This window comes from Spiroplasma endosymbiont of Tipula paludosa, from assembly GCF_964264785.1.
In the GTDB taxonomy this organism is placed as follows: domain Bacteria; phylum Bacillota_I; class Bacilli_A; order Mycoplasmatales; family Nriv7; genus Nriv7.
In genome coordinates this window covers 1,187,861-1,204,730 of sequence record NZ_OZ183484.1, presented here as the reverse complement: position 1 = coordinate 1,204,730, position 16,870 = coordinate 1,187,861, and the positions used below count along the sequence as shown (strand labels likewise).

The 16,870-nt window shown below is 27.7% G+C and carries 16 protein-coding genes and 1 pseudogene; 5 read left to right on the top strand and 12 right to left on the bottom strand.

Going from position 1 to position 16,870, the window contains the following annotated elements:
* The first annotated feature begins 22 nt into the window (after positions 1-22).
* Entirely contained in the window at positions 23-652 is a 630-nt protein-coding gene (locus ACFEL5_RS07225; RefSeq protein WP_375315341.1) for a hypothetical protein, read from the top strand.
* 147 nt (positions 653-799) lie between these two features.
* Positions 800-1,006 (top strand): annotated as a pseudogene (locus tag ACFEL5_RS07220) (transposase family protein); the annotation flags it as partial.
* Here the strand turns inward: ACFEL5_RS07220 and ACFEL5_RS07215 are convergent.
* Entirely contained in the window at positions 1,003-1,182 is a 180-nt protein-coding gene (locus ACFEL5_RS07215) for a hypothetical protein (RefSeq protein WP_375315775.1), read from the bottom strand. The pseudogene ACFEL5_RS07220 and the gene ACFEL5_RS07215 overlap by 4 nt on opposite strands.
* Before the next feature lie 59 nt (positions 1,183-1,241).
* Positions 1,242-1,634: a transposase family protein gene (locus tag ACFEL5_RS07210; protein ID WP_375315019.1), complete on the bottom strand. Its 393-nt coding sequence runs from the start codon at positions 1,632-1,634 to the stop codon at positions 1,242-1,244.
* A gap of 405 nt (positions 1,635-2,039) precedes the next feature.
* On the opposite strand from ACFEL5_RS07210, the gene ACFEL5_RS07205 reads away from it, so the two are divergent.
* The gene (locus ACFEL5_RS07205; RefSeq protein ID WP_375315340.1) at positions 2,040-3,815 is read left to right on the top strand and encodes a ribonuclease J; all 1,776 of its coding nucleotides are present in this window, start codon (positions 2,040-2,042) and stop codon (positions 3,813-3,815) included.
* A gap of 62 nt (positions 3,816-3,877) precedes the next feature.
* On the opposite strand, the gene ACFEL5_RS07200 is transcribed toward ACFEL5_RS07205, so the two are convergent.
* The 4 genes from ACFEL5_RS07200 to ACFEL5_RS07185 all read right to left on the bottom strand — a co-directional run bounded on the left by ACFEL5_RS07200 (position 3,878) and on the right by ACFEL5_RS07185 (position 8,959).
* Positions 3,878-5,404 carry a hypothetical protein gene (locus ACFEL5_RS07200; RefSeq protein ID WP_375315339.1) on the bottom strand — a complete coding sequence of 509 codons (1,527 nt, stop codon included), beginning with the start codon at positions 5,402-5,404 and terminating at the stop codon, positions 3,878-3,880.
* A 190-nt stretch (positions 5,405-5,594) separates the two neighbouring features.
* Positions 5,595-6,284 (bottom strand): hypothetical protein, encoded by a 690-nt coding sequence (locus ACFEL5_RS07195; protein WP_338967356.1) that lies wholly within the window; start codon positions 6,282-6,284, stop codon positions 5,595-5,597.
* Between the two features lie 6 nt (positions 6,285-6,290).
* Positions 6,291-7,196: a bifunctional 5,10-methylenetetrahydrofolate dehydrogenase/5,10-methenyltetrahydrofolate cyclohydrolase gene (locus tag ACFEL5_RS07190; protein ID WP_338967357.1), complete on the bottom strand. Its 906-nt coding sequence runs from the start codon at positions 7,194-7,196 to the stop codon at positions 6,291-6,293.
* Positions 7,197-7,207: 11 nt separating this feature from the next.
* Complete coding sequence (locus tag ACFEL5_RS07185) at positions 7,208-8,959, bottom strand: TrkH family potassium uptake protein (RefSeq protein ID WP_342189985.1); 1,752 nt, start codon at positions 8,957-8,959, stop codon at positions 7,208-7,210.
* A gap of 125 nt (positions 8,960-9,084) precedes the next feature.
* Here ACFEL5_RS07185 and ACFEL5_RS07180 point away from each other — a divergent pair, with 125 nt between their 5' ends.
* Entirely contained in the window at positions 9,085-9,774 is a 690-nt protein-coding gene (locus tag ACFEL5_RS07180) for a potassium channel family protein (protein WP_338967455.1), read from the top strand.
* A gap of 37 nt (positions 9,775-9,811) precedes the next feature.
* Here the strand turns inward: ACFEL5_RS07180 and gatB are convergent, their stop codons facing one another.
* From gatB to ACFEL5_RS07155, 5 genes are all read right to left on the bottom strand, one after another.
* Positions 9,812-11,254, bottom strand: coding sequence for an Asp-tRNA(Asn)/Glu-tRNA(Gln) amidotransferase subunit GatB (gene gatB / locus ACFEL5_RS07175; RefSeq protein WP_375315774.1), 1,443 nt, complete (start codon positions 11,252-11,254; stop codon positions 9,812-9,814).
* Positions 11,255-12,718, bottom strand: a complete 1,464-nt coding sequence (locus ACFEL5_RS07170; protein ID WP_375315338.1) for an amidase family protein — start codon at positions 12,716-12,718, stop codon at positions 11,255-11,257.
* Positions 12,719-12,720: 2 nt separating this feature from the next.
* On the bottom strand, positions 12,721-13,014 hold the full coding sequence (locus tag ACFEL5_RS07165) for an Asp-tRNA(Asn)/Glu-tRNA(Gln) amidotransferase subunit GatC (protein WP_375315337.1): 294 nt from the start codon (positions 13,012-13,014) through the stop codon (positions 12,721-12,723).
* Between the two features lie 6 nt (positions 13,015-13,020).
* Positions 13,021-15,027, bottom strand: a complete 2,007-nt coding sequence (gene ligA, locus ACFEL5_RS07160; protein ID WP_375315336.1) for an NAD-dependent DNA ligase LigA — start codon at positions 15,025-15,027, stop codon at positions 13,021-13,023.
* A gap of 141 nt (positions 15,028-15,168) precedes the next feature.
* On the bottom strand, positions 15,169-15,390 hold the full coding sequence (locus tag ACFEL5_RS07155) for a hypothetical protein (RefSeq protein ID WP_375315335.1): 222 nt from the start codon (positions 15,388-15,390) through the stop codon (positions 15,169-15,171).
* A gap of 241 nt (positions 15,391-15,631) precedes the next feature.
* Here ACFEL5_RS07155 and ACFEL5_RS07150 point away from each other — a divergent pair, with 241 nt between their 5' ends.
* On the top strand, positions 15,632-15,757 hold the full coding sequence (locus ACFEL5_RS07150) for a hypothetical protein (RefSeq protein ID WP_375315334.1): 126 nt from the start codon (positions 15,632-15,634) through the stop codon (positions 15,755-15,757).
* Here ACFEL5_RS07150 and ACFEL5_RS07145 read toward each other — a convergent pair.
* Complete coding sequence (locus ACFEL5_RS07145) at positions 15,710-16,864, bottom strand: EamA family transporter (RefSeq protein WP_342189980.1); 1,155 nt, start codon at positions 16,862-16,864, stop codon at positions 15,710-15,712. The two genes, ACFEL5_RS07150 and ACFEL5_RS07145, sit on opposite strands and share 48 nt — an antisense overlap.
* Positions 16,865-16,870: the final 6 nt, after the last annotated feature.

The following is a 16,870-nucleotide window of genomic DNA, read 5'->3' as shown; positions in this document are numbered from 1 at the left end:
ACAGAAGAAAGGATAAATAAATATGTATAAATTTATATCGTGGTTAGTTATCGCTTTTATTGGTTTAGTCCCTCTGGGTGCCTTCTTTGATAGAAAACAACCACAAAAACCTAATATGGAACAATTTTTTATGAAACGAGAAAAACGAGCAACAAATCCTAGTCAATGTGAAGATAGTTGTGAATTAGAGTTTTCCAGTATTAAGAATAGTGGTTTAATTATAATCCCTAATGTAAAAAGTGTTATGATTGATTTTACTAAAAGTGATATTTTATTACCTAATTTTCTATTACCACAAAAACAATTTTATTTAGCTAGTTCAGAATTTACTAATCTTTATAACAAAAATGGTGTTTATAAAAAAATAAATGGTTATCGTATTTATAATTTTACTTATGATGTTGATAGTTATTGACTCGAAGAAATTGTTAATGTTAAAATTTCATTTGAAAAAGTTTCAAGTCTTTATCGTATAGTTTTATTTTCTGCCGAAATGCCCCCTTTGCCAGAAAAAGATAACGAACAACCGCTGCCTACGAAAATAACTAAAAATGATGGTGAATATCAATATACTCAGTTTCAAGATAAGTTAGATTATTTAATGATACAACGGCGAGATTTTGATAAATTTAATTATAGTTATTTATATTAGACTTGGTACATAACTATAACATTTTATGCCGACTAAACTATAAAATTCATTTTTATCTTTGTATTTATCTAACATTTGTATTTCATCTAAAAAATAATTATCAAAATAGTAGATAAAATTAAAGGTTATGTACCAAGTCTATTATTGCCAATTAAAAAGAGTAAAAATAATCCCTTAAATCCAGATAAAAAGGAATATAATAGCTTTTTAAGTAAAGTTAGAATTGCCATTGAACATGTTTTTGCTAGATTAAAAAGATTTAAAATACTAGTTTATCGTTATCGCAATAAGATTAGAAGATTTGGATTACGATTTAACTTAATTTCAGGAATATATAATTTTGAATTAAGCTAGTTATAGTTATGTACCAAGTCTAATGTATTTTTATGAACATTTTGCAAACCTTGATAGCCTGAATCGGCAATTAATTCTAATTTTGGATTTATAAGTGTATTTGATTTTAAAAATAACTTATAATCATGAATACTGCCATAACAAAAATCTACTGAAATAATTTTATTGTTAAATAAATCAATAATTATTTGCGATTTTAATGAATGTTGCCTTTTCTTACCAGAAAATAATAATTTTAGTTTTTTTTAATTCTTTCAATTGGAATTTCTGTAGCATCAATTGCTAATAAATTATTATTAGTAACTTTATGTTCCAATAATATCTTTTTGCCAGGTATATGAAAGTGACTATTTTTTATTAGAGTATTTTCAACTCAAAAGATATTACGAATACAACTAACATGACTAATATTATATTTTTTTGCAATAATACGATATGTACTATATTCTTTTCAGTATTCTAAAGTCATAAGTAATCTTTGCTCTATTGATAATTTATTTGGTCTACCACCAATTTGTTTTTGTTTAGCTTTAGCTTCTTTTAAAATTTCTACCATTTTCATGAAAGTTTTATATTTTATGCCTATTAGACTATAAAATTCATTTTCGTCTTTGTATTTATCTAACATTTGTACTTCACCTAGTAAATAATATTATCAAAATAGTAGATAAAATTAAAGGTTATGTACCAAGTCTATTAAAATAATTTTTTACAACAAAAATCATACATAAGAAATATATACTTAATTTGCATATTGAAATAATTTATAGTAAATGACTATTTTTTCTTTTTTAAAAAATACCTAAGAAAACTAAACGCGACCTTGATAAAAATGAACCTTGAAAAAAGAATGACAATTGGTTATACTTATAAGCGAAGTACTAAATATTTCAACTGAGAAATAAATAAACTAAAATTGCCTAAATCTTAAAGGCAACAAAAAATAAAATGTTTACAAAAAAATTTTGCAAAAATGATTTTTTAAGATTTTAAGTAAACCTTTTATTTAATAATGAGTGAGGTGTAAAAATTCATGACAACAAATCAAAAAAAGAAACTAAATAACAAAATTGAAATCTTCAATGAAAATCAAACATCTAACAAAAATAATGAAATTATTATTGATGATATTAGAAATACTAAAGTATTTGCCCTTGGTGGCTTAGAAGAAGTTGGTAAAAATACTTATTGTATTGAACATGATGATGAAATCATCATTATTGACGCTGGTGTTAAATTTCCCGAAGGAATATTATTAGGAATTGATGCTATTATTCCTGACTATACATATTTAAAAGAAAATGCTAAAAAAGTAAAAGCAATATTTATTACTCACGGTCATGAGGACCATATTGGTGGTATTCCTTATCTTTTAAAAGAAATTGATATTCCTTTTATTTATGCACCAAGACTAGCTGCTGCCTTAATTCGTGAACGATTAAAAGAGTTTAATATTGGTCAAAAAACCAAAATTATTGAAATTGATGGTAGCAATGAAGATCAAAATAAAATGAAAGGTCTGCTAAAAAACTTTCAACTGAAATATTTTGCTGTTAATCATTCAATTCCTGATGCTTTTGGCATTGCTATTAATACTCCTAATGGTAAAGTCGTTACCACTGGTGATTATAAATTTGATTGAACACCATTAGGTCATAAAGCAGATTTAGAAGAAATGGCAAAAATGGGGCAAACGGGTGTTACCTTATTTTTATCAGACTCAACTAATTCTGAAATTGAAGGTTATACAATGACCGAAACAAAAATTATTAAAAATATTAGTGATTACTTTTTAAAAGCTAAAGGACGAATCTTAATTTCTACTTTTGCTTCTAATGTCCACCGCATTCAACAAATTATTGAAGTAGCACAAAAATATAATCGCAAAATTTTAATTTTTGGTCGCAGTTTAGAACGAATTATTAAAATTATTCGTGAAATGGGACATTTAAAGATTTCTGACAAACAATTTATTAAACCTCACGAAACTGATCAATATCATAAAGATGAAATTTTAATTATTTGTACGGGTTCCCAAGGAGAACCAATGGCAGCACTTTCACGGATTTCAACTGGAACTCATAAAGCAATTTCTATTATTCCTGGTGATACCGTTATCTTTTCTTCTAGTCCTATCCCCGGAAATCAAGCTAGTGTTGAAATGGTTGTTAACCGCTTATCACGGTTAGGGGCTAATGTCTTAGAAAACTCCTCATTTAATTCTTTACATACATCAGGACACGCTTCACAAGAAGAACAAAAACTAATGCTAACCTTAATTAAACCAACATACTTTATGCCAATGCACGGTGATTATCGCATGTTAAAAGCACACGGACAAACTGCAGAAAGCGTTGGCGTTGCTAAAGAAAATATCTTTATTTGTGCCAATGGTGACCAAATTAATCTTTACAAAGGTAAAGCTATTCTTGGAAAAAGAATTGAAGCTAGTGCAATTTATGTTGACGGTAAAGATACTTCTGGTTTAACAACAAGAATAACTCGTGATCGCCAAATTCTTGCTAATGATGGTTTAATTGCTGTTGTTGTTTCCATTAATAGTCAGACTAATGAATTACTATGTAATCCAACAATTATCTCTCGTGGCTCATTTTATGTTAAAGATTCCAGTGCTCTTATTGCAGAATTAATTAACATTGTAACAAAGGCAATTAAAAAGGTATTAGCTAGTAACCATCCTACTTTTGGAGCAATCAAAAAAGAAATTAAAGAAACCCTAAGTCCTTATATTTCAAAAATAAAACGAAGAAATCCTTTAATAATTCCTGTAATTTTAAACAAAAAATAAAAAAATTTACTTAAGGTTTACTTAAGTAAATTTTTTTATATTATATTATTATTGTCTCTACATTAACTCTCTAAACCATATCAAAAAATACCATCTTTGATAATATTTAAAGTAAAAAAACCAACTTCTAATTGAGCAGAAGCATTACTTAACCCCGAATGTCCTCGATAAGCACCCTGTGTTTTCTTTGGATTCCATTGAACCAATATTTTAGTTTCATCAGTCAAAGGCTTAAAGACAGAACTTGAAAAGCGACTTTCTAGCAATAATTTTTTATTATACTCTTCAATTGTATCTTGAAAAATCTTATGCATTTTTTTACTTGTATTAAAAACCTTATTGCCTTCACCACCATTAGTTAAGTTCACATATTTTTTTCATACAGATGGAGGAACTATCAGATATACAGAATCGTTATGAGAACCTCGAAATTTATTCTTTTCAGAAAAAACTTTTGAAAAATAATACACCAAAACTTCACTAATATTCAATAATTGTGTCTCAAATGATGCTTTAGAAACTTTAATCTTATTATCTTTTAATTCAATTCTCTGCAATGGTAATTCAAAATAAGTAGCATTTCAAAAAGTAAAATCAAAACTTCCCAATAAAATTTCTCTATTATCCAGTGCGCTAACAAAATCAGAATTATGTTTCTGAAATTCTCTATCTTTAGTAATAAAATCACTTATTTTAGTATTCATTTCTACACCATTAGAAATTTTCAAAAATTCCAAATATTCCTTAGAACTTGTTGTTGAATTTAAAGAATTTATTAATAGATTTCTTTTTAAACCCGTATTAGAAATACTTAATTTTTCTTCATTATTACTATTAATTTGGTTTAAGATTTGCTTTTTTATATTTGTTTCACTTAAAGCTTGAAAATTTATTTTTTCTAAATCAAAGGTAACATTCTCTTTAATATGTTTTTGTACTAACGCCGTTAACTTAGTAATCCTATTCGTAAAAGCTTTTTCATCCTGTGTTAAATAAATATCAAGATAAATATTATGTGTGGCTTGACCTTGCTTTAAAGCCAAATCAAGTTCAATTGATAATTGTAGTTTATAAACATAATGCTTATTATTATCTTCAGATTGACTATTTAAACTATTTGATTTCTTATTTTTTAAATCGCCAAGAACTCTAATCATTTGGTCAAAAGATACTTTTGTTACTATAAATCTAGACTTATCTTTACTAAAACTTGTCGGAGTGTTTATATTTGCAAAATAAATCATTTTTTCTTTAAGTTTCCTGTTAATAGAACTAATTAAATCATTTTGCAATATTCGCAAAATCTGTTCACTAATTTGCTCATTATTTTCTAAATACACAGCGAAATTTTCAACTTGTGCTTTATTAACTAATGGATTCATAGTACTTTTAATTTGGGAATCATTTAACCCTAAACTATTAGCAGTATAAATTTTTTCTTGATGTTTATTCATTACTTCTTCATCAATTAAATTTTTGGCCTGAACAAGGGGATTTACTATAGCATTTTCTTCAGAACTTTCAGATATATCATCATTATTTTTACTGCAAGCAACTACACTTAAAACAGGAATAGCAGTTAACAACATTGTAATCAAATTTTTTAAGATATTTCTCATCTTACCACCTTTCTACTCTTTTATTAATTTATAATATTCTCTAATTCTATATATTATATTCTTAATTATATTTTATTTTCATTTTATTTCAATATTTATCATATTAGAAATTAATTCCTTCTTAAAAAAAATCCCTTCTTTTTTTAAGAAGGGACTTTCTTTAAAATGTAAATATAAACAATGAATCACTACCCACAATTATAGTTTTTATAAGAGTAATTTTTCTAATGCGTTCATATTCTTGCTCATTTAAATAATCTTCTGCTAACAGTAAAATATCTTTTCGCATTAACTCATAAAAATAAACTCATAAAGTTCATCCTAAAATTAGCACCACTAAACTAGTATATCCAATCGTACTACTAATTAAATTAAGATTTGTAATACTAATTAAATCTTGTGAATAAAACTGCAAAAATAAAATTATCATTCCAAAATAACATAATAATGCAAAAATAAACATAAAATTTGCTAGATGAATAAAAAATACATACCTTTTACCATTTTGTTTTCATTTTATTTTTGCAACATAAGTTAAACAATTATAAATATGAAAAATACTATCGTTATAATAATCACTAGTTTTAATATTAACTTCTTGTTTATAATATTTAACATTAAAATAGCGCATCGTTACTTTAGTTATTTTAATTTTAAAATGATATTTTTCTTGACGAAAAATAGCTTCTAAATATTCACCACCATCACGATTTTTACTATTACCTTTTTTAATAAAAGAAAATATCAATCACAATAAAGATAAAATCATATAAGCAACAAAAATAATCCCTAATAAAAAACTAATAAGAATAAATAAAGCTTGATTAACAATTTCTAAATGATTTCACATAAATTACTACTCCACAATTAAACTTTTATTATTCATATTAACAACATTCAAATTTTTCTTATTCATATTAATAACATACAAGTCATAAACATTAGTTACTAACATTGCAATTGTCATTGGCCCAATACCACCAGGAACTGGAGTAATATAACTAACTTTTTCTTTAACCGTATCAAACTTAATATCACCACAAATCCGATTTGTTTCCAAATCACGAACAATAGCCACATCAACTACAATCGCATTAGCTTTAACCATTGTTTCATCAATTAAATTAGCAACACCAACAGCACTAATAACAATATCACTACCAATCGTATGCTTTTTTAAATCAACAGTATTTTCATTACATAATGTAACTGTTGCCCCTAAATGATGCAACATAATAGCCAAAGGTTTACCAACAAGATTACTTGTCCCCACCATTGTAACCGTTTTTTTAAAAACATCAATATTATATGCTTCTAACAGTTTAATTACTCCTAATGGGGTACAAGGAGCAATCGTTTTTAACCCTTGAAATAACTTACCTGCATTAATATAATGTAAACCATCAGCATCTTTACGAGCATTAATATGATCTAAAATCCGATTTTTATTAAGATGTTTAGGTAATGGTAACTGCACCAAAATCGCATCAACCGTATCATCATTATTTACTTTATTAATTACGGTTAATAAATCCTGCTCACTAACATTTTCATTAAAAGTTTTTAAACTAACTTGAATTTCTAACTTTTCACAAACTTTTATTTTGTGATTAACATATACTTTTGATGCTTCTTCTGTTCCCACCAAAAATACTACTAAATGCGGTTTTCGTAAATTTTTTTCTAAATAATTACTAATATTGTTTTTCAAATTATTTTGAATCTCATTAGCAATCGCTTTTCCATCCATTATAACTGCCATTATATTTTCTCCTAACCAATAGGCACATCTTGTTCTAAATATGCAAATCGTTCAATTTCATTTTTTCTTGCTGCTAATAATAAAGTATTTGATACTCCTAATTGACCAATAAACATTAAACTAATTAAAAATAATTTACTGATAACACCATAATCAGAAAAACTTAGGCCAAAATCAGGAATCATTGTTAAACCTGCCGTTCCAAATGCCGATGAAGATATAAACAAAGCCTCAACAATCGGCACCTGCACATTTTCGCTAATAATAATTAAAGACGCCAAAAAGACAATTAAAATTGCCATAATAAAAACTGCTGTTGCGCGTTTTGCTGTCTCATTAGGAACTTTAGCTTTAAACATATTAATATTATTTTTTCGTGTCGCACTAGCAATAATACTCACCATAACTAATGCTAGCGTTGTCGTCCTAATTCCACCACCAGTAGAACTAGGTGACGCTCCAATTCACATCAAAATCGAAAAAATAAACTTTGAGGGCGATTTAAAATAACTAATATCAATCGTACTATATCCAGCACTTCTTGTTGAAAAAGTATTAAAAATAATCGCCATTAAAGTTTCAGCATTAGTATTAGTAACATTTCTAATACCACCATTAATAAAAGTATTACTAAGCTTTGTTGGCACAAAATATTCAACCAAAATTACTGCTAAAATACCAATAAAAGAAATTGAAAAATAGTATATCACACTTATTTTAGTAAATAATGAAAAATTAACTTTAATACCACGATAACGCGCCACTGACTTTTGCTTTAAATCATAAAAAACAGGATAACCAATACCACCAATAATCAGTTGAACTAAAAAAACTACTTGAACAAAATATTGTGTCCGATAGGGACTTAAAGAATTAGGACCAATAATATCAAAACCAGCATTATTAGTAGCTGAAACCGAATGAAAAATCCCTGATCAAAAACTACTACCAAAATTTCGATAAGTAACATTAAAATTCTTAGTAATTAATTGTTGCAAATAATCATTATCAATTATTTGTAAAAACCCTACAACATTATTATTATATTTATTAGTAACACCATTAATAATTCGTGCTAATTCATTAGGAAATTCCTTGCCCGCAGTAACAAAATTTTCTCAATCAGAAACCTTAGTAATTAACATTTCTTTAAATTTATCTGGCGTGTTAAACGATTTTCCTAATAGTTCAATAATTGAATTAATTGATTGTGATTTTAAAGAATCTAAATAATCAATCGGTGTAAAATAAAAATAAAAAAATAACATCACGCCACCAGTAATTTCCACAATTGCTAAAACATAAAAAGCATTTTTAATTAACTGGACAGTACCCCCAAGTTTAGTATTACCTCTTTCTGATTGCAAAAGCATTCTTTCTTCAATACTAATATTTTTTCCAATTACAATAAACAAAATAATCTTTAAAGTCATAATTCCAATACCACCAATTTGAATTAGCAACAATAAAACAATTTGACCAAAAAAAGTTAAGTCTTTAGCTGGCGATATTAAACTTAATCCAGTATCAGAAAATGCACTTGAAGCAGTAAACAATGCTGTTAAAAAATCTCATTGATAAGTCTTACTAACAGCTCAAGGCGTCATTAATAAAATTGTTCCCACCAAAACAGCATATAAATAATTTCGCAAAATTTTCTTATTAACAGTATTACCAATAAAAATATTTTTAAAAACTTGACCAAGTTTTTTAAATCAAGTAAGATATTTTTTATTATTAGAAAATTTATCAATATCTTTCATTCTGACCCTCGCGATGCCGATTACTTGTTTATTACCCAATTATACTATACTTAGATTATTATTTTAAGATAAAATATAGTATAATTTTGTGGTAATAGTTTCAAATATATAAGAGGTGTTAAATAATGGCAGCAAAAGAATTTTGTATAATTGGTTTAGGTAATTTCGGCACAGCAGTTGCAGAAACATTAGCATCAATGAACCACAATGTCATTGTTATTGATCAAGATAATAGTAAAATCAGAAAAATTACGGGAAATTTTGCTAACATTAACGGCTACGAATTAGATGCCACTGACTTAGAAGCATTAGAAAGTATTGGAATTAAAAATATTAATGACATTATTATTGCTATCGGTAGCAATATTCAATCATCAGTTCTAGTAGCTGTTAACCTAAAAGAATTAGAAACCAGCAATATCATTGCTAAAGCTATTAATAATCCTCATGAAAAGATTTTACGAGCAATTGGGATTAATCAAATTGTCAAACCCGATATTTCCTCAGGAAGACAAACTGCCCTAAAAGCCCTATGAGGTCTAGAAGTTGACATTAAAGATGTTGATGGTGAATTTAGCATTAGTTTAGTTGAAGCCACAAATAAAATTATCTTAGGAAAACCCCTTGAAGAAATCAAACTAATTAACAACAAAAGAGTTAACATTATTCACATTAAACACAACAAAAAAATTATCTTGCCCGATGCCGATACCATTCTTAGCTACGGCGACGAAGTTCTATTCATTGCTAAAAACAAATACATCCAAGAAATTCACGAATACATTACGGGAGCAAAAGAAACCGAAGATATTTAAAAAAACAGCACATTGTGCTGTTTTTTTGTAAACTTAATTATTTACTAATATTTTCAGAAATTATTTCTTCAATAATCTTTTGTCCTATTTCAGGATTAACTTGTCCCTTAGTAACTTTCATTAAGTGTCCCATATAAAACTTTAACACTCTCTCAGGACGAGAAGGATAATCTTTCAATATTTGTAAGTTTTCCAAAATAAACGGTTTAATTAAACTCCTAATTATCTTTTCATCATTTATTTGTTGTAAGTTAAGTTGCTTAATACTCTGCTCAACACTCACATTATTTTCTAGCAAATGTAATAATAATGTCTTGGCTTGTCTTTGCGATATTTCCTTTCGTTGTAAAATATCAACTATCTGGGCCAAATTAATCGGTGTTAACTGAGTATCTAATAAAGAAGCATCTTTTTGTTTCAAATAAGCACTAATATCACCAATAAGCATATTTAACACCAAACGATAATATTTAGTATGTTCAATTGTCTTTTCAAAAAAATTAGTTAATTCAATATCTTGTAACAAAACATTAACTTCATTAATATGCAAACCATATGTTTCTACATAACGAATTTGTTTTTGGGGATACGATTCTGGACTAGTATTAATAATCTCTTCAATTCAATGCTGTTCTAAACTAATCGGAACTATATTTGGTTCGGGAAAATACTTATAATCAACCGTTGACTCTTTAGAACGCATTAAAATTGTTGTTTTTGTTTTTTCATCAAATCTGCGTGTTTCATTACTCTTTAAAGGTGTTCCTTGATTAATTAAATTAGTTTGTCGTTTAATTTCAAATTCAATCGCTCTTTTAACATTATTTAAAGAATTTAAATTTTTAACTTCCACGCGTTTAAAAAAATCCTTACTTTCTATCGGTCGTAAAGAAATATTAATATCACAACGAAATGAACCTTCACTCATTTTAGCATTACTAACCCCTAAATGTAATAATGTCTTACGCAATGTTTCAATATAATTAATTGCCGTCTCAACATCATAAATAACAGGTTCACTAACAATCTCAATTAAACCAATTCCCGCCCGATTATAATCTAACAAAGTAATATTATCTAAATGAATTTGTTTAGCGGTATCTTCTTCTAAATGCAACCGCGTAATCAAAATATCTTGTTGCATATTGTTAGTAGCAATCGTTAATTTACCATTACTACCAATCGGATTATTTTGTTGGGTTATTTGATATCCTTTAGGCAAATCCGGATAAAAATAATTCTTACGATCAAATGATAATACTGGATTAATCTTCATATTTAACGCTTGACACGCTCTAATAGCTAATACTACTGCTTGTTTATTAATAGAAGGTAAACTTCCCGGATAACCCAAATCAATTTCATTTACTTGACTATTAGGAATACTAGCAAATGTCACCGGACTATTAGAAAACATCTTTGTTTTTGTTTTTAACTCAATATGAATTTCAATTCCAATAACAGGTTGTAATTTCATTATTTATTTTTCCTTTCGATGATGACAAGAATTTTCAAAGTTAATAATTTTTTCAATTCCATAAGCAATATTTAACGCCTTTTGATCAGCAAATGGTAAACAATTAATTGTCATTCCAAATGGCAATTCATTTACTAAAGCAATAGGAATTGTGATTGAAGGCGCACCCGAAAAATTAGCTAATAACAACGCATCATTTGTTAAGTTATTAACATCACTTAACTCTAATTTATGATTAATAGTTTTCTCAATTGTCGGAGCATCACCACCAGCTGCTGGCAATAACAGTCCATCATAATCAGTAAAAATTTTTTCAAAATGATCAACAATTTTTCGTCGCACCTTTTTTGCTTGCAAAAATAATTCCTGTTGATTTGCTTGTGCCAAAGCATATGCCCCAATAACATATCTTCTTTTAACTGTCTTTCCCAATACACTACGACTTTTAATCATAATATTTTGATAAGAATCATCATCTTTACTAATTCGTTTCCCAAAATTAATTGCTGTTAAATTACTTTGCGAACTAGTAGCTTCCGCAAACGAAATAACCATATAAACTGGTAATAATGCCTTTAATAAATCAAGGGGAAAATCAATATCTTCAATAAGTAAACCTTGCTCTTTTAATTTACTAATTACCGAAGACCACAAAACTCCCGTTAACGGTCGCAAACCATCATTAACCGATTTAATAGTCGCCAAACGATATTTTTTAATATCAAGACTAAGATTTTGCAAATAATCTTTTTCCTTTGCTTGCTGACTAGTCAAATCATTCGCATCAAACTTAACTGTCGCATCCATAACAATTGCACAATCACGAACAGTATTAGCAAGTACACCAACAGTATCTAAAGACGGTGCATAGGGAAATAACCCATAGCGAGAAATAAGCCCATAAGTTGGTTTAATACCAACAATCCCTGTATACGATGCTGGTTTTCTAATTGAATCACCCGTATCACTTGCCAAGGCAAACGGAACAACACCCAAAGCAACCAACGCCGCACTTCCTGATGAACTCCCCCCTGTAATATGATTTTTATTTCACGGATTATAAACAAAACCCGTAAAACTATCCAAACCAGTACCACCCATTCCTAATTCATCAAGTGTTGCTTTAGCAATATTAACAGCTTGATAATCATTAATATCTTTAACTACTTTACTATCAAATGTCGGCACAAAATTTTCCAAAATTTTTGTTCCCCCACTAGTTACAATGTTCTTAGTTGCTAAATTATCTTTAACCGCATAAGGTATAGCAAATAAATAATTATCTTCAGGAATTGGCATTGATTCCAAATGCTTAGCAATGACCATCGCTTCTTCTTCTAATAATTTAACAACACCATTATAATGTTCATATTTTTTTGCCTTAGCAATCGCATCACGAACAATTTTAATTGGTGATGTTTTCTTCTGTAATAATTGTTGATGCAATAATTCAATTGTCATTTTCATCATTATTCAACCACCCTATTAATAACAATATAATCATCTTTTACTTCTCACGCATTTTGCAAAACAAGGGATTGTTCATTAATCATTACATTATCATCTTCGCGTAATAAATGTTGCGAATTTAAAAATGGATAATGCATTGGTTCATACCCTTCCATATCAATTGTCTGTACTAACTTCATTTGTTCTAAAACAATATAAAACTCTTCTGCTAATAACTTATACTCTTCTTCTTCCAACTCTAGCATTAAATTATTAGTAATTTCTCGTAATAATTCCGAAGTAATATTTTCCACTACTACTTACACTCCTTCTTTTAATTGCTCATACTCTGCTATTGTTAAAATTTTAACATTAAATTTTTTAGCACTTTCTAATTTACTGCCAGCATTACTACCAACTAATAAATAGTCAGTATTTTTACTAACTGTATTAGTAATATTAGCATTTAATCCTTGTAATTCTTCAACATAATAACTTCTTGGTTTTGCGAATGTGCCCGTAATCACAACCGTTTTATGAAAAAAGGGATTATTTTCATTATCATTTGCTATGGGAAAATATTTCATATTAACACCATAAATTTTTAAATCATTAATTAATTGTAAATTTTCTTGATGTGAAAATCAATCAATCAAGCTTTCAATAATGACCGCACCAATATCATAAATCATTTCTAACTGCTCACTTTTAGCTTTAAGTAAATTATCAATATCTTCATAATGTTTTGCTAACTGTAAAGCAGTTTTCTCACCAATATGACGAATCCCTAAACCAAATAACAAATGTTGCAACGACTTCATTTTTGAACGATTAATTGCCTTAATCATATTATTAAATGATTTTTCACCAAAATTATCTAAAGCAATAATATCTTGTTTTCGATTTTCCAATAAATATAAATCACTAACTTTTTTTAATCAACCTAATTGATACAACCGAATAATTATTTTCTCACTAACACCACTAATATCCATTGCTCTTCTTGAACAATAATGTATTAATGACCGAACAATTCTTTGCGAACAATTAATATTAATACAATACTGATCAACTTCTAAAACAGCATTTTCTAATTTACTATTACAATTTGGACAATATTCAATTAATTTTCAAGGTTCATTTCCTTCTTTTCTTAACTTTAAAACGGGATTAATAACTTCAGGAATAATATCACCAGCTTTTTTAATTAATACAACATCACCAATCCGAATATCACGATTAATAATATAATCAGCATTATGCAATGTTGCTGCCTTAACAACTGTTCCTTGTAAATTTACTGGTTCAAGTTTAGCATTATATGTTACTTTACCCGTTCTTCCAATTGATGCAAAGATATCTAGTAATTTAGTCGTTACCACAATACCAGCATATTTGTATGCTATTGCTCATTTAGGACTTTTACTTGTTTGTCCAATAATATTATATAATGATAAATCATTAATTTTAATTACAATACCATCAGTATCATAATCTAATTGTTTTCTTTTAAGGTCATATTCTTTTATATATTCTCATACTTCATTAATACTATTGCATAAACGATATTCATTATTAATTGGAAAACCTAATTTTTTTAATGTCACTAAAACTTCCTCTTGGGTTTTCATCCCATTTTCTTGACCATTAACATAATAATATAAAAAAACTTTTAAATTACGACTTGCCGTAATGTTTGCATCTAATTGGCGTAAACTACCTGCAGCAGCATTACGCGGATTAGCAAATACTGGCATTTTTTCTTTATAACGCAATTCATTTAAATCATTAAAATCACTTTTAGCTAAAAATACTTCACCCCGCACTAACAACTTATTTACTAATTTAATTTTTTGTGGGATATTAGCAATTGTTTTAACATTATCAGTAACATTTTCACCAGTAATACCATCACCTCTAGTGGCTGCTGATATTAAAAAACCATTATCATACTGCAACGAAACCGACAAACCATCAATTTTTAATTCACAAAGATATTCAATACTTTCTTGACCAGTTAAAGATTTTATCTGATTATCAAAACTAATTAAATCTTCTTCGGTAAAAGCATTATTTAAACTTAACATTGGATAATTATGCTGAACTTTATTAAAACCATAAGCTACTTTGCCACTAACAGATTGTGTTGGTGAATTTTTGCTTAAAAACTGCGGAAAATCATTTTCTAATTGTTGTAAACTCCTCATCTTCGCATCATAGTATTCATCACTAACTGATGGTTTATTTTCTAAATAATACTCATTATTTCACTGCTCAATTAATTTTCTTAACCGCAAAATTTCCTTTTTTGCTAATTTTTCATTCATTCGAGCCACCCCATAATATTTCACCATTAAATTATAACATATATTAATTATGACTAATTACTTCATAATTTAATAAATTAAACTCTAACTAGTAATAAATAAAAAGTCAATCAATTATTTATTGATTGACTTTTTAACATATTATAACTTTGTTTCTTGAACCGTTTCTTGTTGTTCATCTAATAGCACTTCTTGGTTATTTTGATGAATTTCTACAGTAGTAGTAGTTGGAACTACAATTTCATCTAACTCAACTTCTTCAACCTTAACTTCTTCAATAGTATTATCTTGTTCTTCTATGCTAGTTGCTTTAACTGCTTTTTTACGCTTTACAAGTAAACGATTAAACGATCAAGACTTCATATCACCACAAACACTAATTCTATTCCTAAGAAAATCATCGCAATAAAACCGATAATACCTCAAGCACCTAATAAATCCATATTATATATCTCCCTTTTTATATAAGTATATACGCAACAATATTTAATAACAACAAAAACATATAAAAAAGTAAAACTTTGAACTAATTATATATTAGACTTGGTACATAACCTTTAATTTTATCTACTATTTTGATAATTATTTTTTAGATGAAATACAAATGTTAGATAAATACAAAGATAAAAATGAATTTTATAGTTTAGTCGGCATAAAATGTTATAGTTATGTACCAAGTCTATTATTTCAACTCCATAGGAGGTGTTCAAACATCCTTATCTTTTTTTAAAAATTTTTCATTAAACAGCAACAATATTAACCCAATAAGCACTGGAACTAAAAAGAGATAATATTCTCATTGCGTCGCACCCAAATACAAATCTTTAATTTGCATATCTAAAATATTAGATTGAATAATACCAAAATCACAATTAGTAACTTTATATAAACCAAAAATTGCTAAAGAAAGCAATGGCGTTCATAACAACATCGCCAATTGAGCAGCAATTCCATAAGAACCATTTAAAATTTTAATACTGCGAAAAAATAAAATTCGCCCAATTGCAATCGCAAAACTAGAAATGATAATAAATAAAAATGTTAACCCCTTCAATTCACCAAAAATTCTAAATTGAACTCAGCCTTCATAACCATAACCGCCACCTATTACCGAAACTATTGGTAAAACAAAAATTAACATTATCCACGATGAACTAAACGCTTTTAAAATTAATGCATCCTTCTCATTAATTTTATTTTTAGACTTACTCATTGCAAAATGAAGAATCGTTGATTCAATAGCATATAAAATCGCCGTTAACAATGACAAAATTATTGCCCAAGTAGCTTTTACTCACGGTTGAATATCACTAGGGTCAGGACTTAATATTGTTTTATTAAACTCAGTAATAATTTGTCAAATAACCAAACCAATAACCGCTAAAGATGTTAAAAGTAACCCAGCCCAAGCAATAAAAGATAATCTTTCTTCTAATAATAACCTTGATAATAAAGCCGTAAAAATTGGAGCAATATTTACTAACACTGTTGCCGTAGCACTCATTTGCGCTGCCAATTGAATTGATAAAATATACAATACTTGCGCAATCGGACCACCAAAAATACCAGCAATAATTACAATCATTCCTAACATACTTTTAGTATTTTTCCAAATTTGTTTTAAAAACTTTAATGGTTTATTAGTAAGACAAACAACTAAAATTCAAGAAACAAATTCTTGCACTGTTGCTAAAATAAAACTATTTAATGCTCGCGTATCTAAAAAAATAATTAATAATGGTGCTAATGAATACATAAAAGCTGAAATAACACCAATTCCTGTACCCGTGAGTAACTCTTGCTTCGTAAAATGAACATTAAGTTTTTGTAAACTCATTTTTTT